The sequence below is a fragment of the Neptuniibacter pectenicola genome, from assembly GCF_001597735.1.
GTDB lineage: Bacteria > Pseudomonadota > Gammaproteobacteria > Pseudomonadales > Balneatricaceae > Neptuniibacter > Neptuniibacter pectenicola.
In genome coordinates this window covers 1-271 of record NZ_LUTS01000125.1, presented here as the reverse complement: position 1 = coordinate 271, position 271 = coordinate 1, and the positions used below count along the sequence as shown (strand labels likewise).

Sequence of the window (271 nt, the reverse complement as noted above, 5' to 3'; positions counted from 1 at the left end):
GGTGGAGCTATGCGGGATCGAACCGCAGACCTCCTGCGTGCAAAGCAGGCGCTCTCCCAGCTGAGCTATAGCCCCATAAACGTGGCAGCCATAATACTCAATTCGTTCAAGCGTATTTTGGTTGAGACTAGGCATTTAATGCCGACACATAGTCCTCTATGTGAGGTATTAAATAACGACGTATCAATCAAAATTGGTAGGCCTGAGTGGACTTGAACCACCGACCTCACCCTTATCAGGGGTGCGCTCTAACCAGCTGAGCTACAAGCCT

General features: G+C 50.2%; 2 tRNA genes. Both read right to left on the bottom strand.

The window, feature by feature from the left end:
• Positions 1 to 2: 2 nt before the first annotated feature.
• Positions 3 to 75: transfer RNA gene (locus A3773_RS17175), tRNA-Ala, on the bottom strand.
• Positions 76 to 194: 119 nt separating this feature from the next.
• Positions 195 to 271: transfer RNA gene (locus A3773_RS17170), tRNA-Ile, on the bottom strand.